Raw genomic sequence first — 269 nt, 5'->3', positions numbered from 1 at the left:
CGCCAGGTCGCCGAGGCGGTGGCCGCCGAACTGGCCCGCCCGTCCGCCACGGCCGGCGCCGCCGCCACGACACCGGGCGGCGAGGGACCCCTGCGGCTCCTCACCATCCAGCTCCGGCCGATGGACCTCGGCACCGTCCTCGTGCGGATGCGCCTGCGCGACGGCCAGCTCGAGATGAGCCTCCACGCCAGCCGCGCGGAGACGGCCGCCCTCCTGCGCCAGGACGGCGCCCTCCTCGCCGACCTGCTGCGCCAGTCCGGCTACCAGCC

The 269-nt window shown here is 78.1% G+C and carries 1 protein-coding gene; it reads left to right on the top strand.

Features of this window, described 5'->3' with window-relative positions; genetic code table 11:
• Nucleotides 1-269: flagellar hook-length control protein FliK (locus tag FV218_RS22565; protein ID WP_147711617.1), on the top strand; the 269-nt coding region annotated here is incomplete at both ends.

Origin of the sequence: Methylobacterium sp. WL69 (genome assembly GCF_008039485.1) — a bacterium.
In the GTDB taxonomy this organism is placed as follows: domain Bacteria; phylum Pseudomonadota; class Alphaproteobacteria; order Rhizobiales; family Beijerinckiaceae; genus Methylobacterium.
Note: the sequence above shows the minus strand (reverse complement) of the source record. Positions and strands in the feature narration are given on the sequence as shown.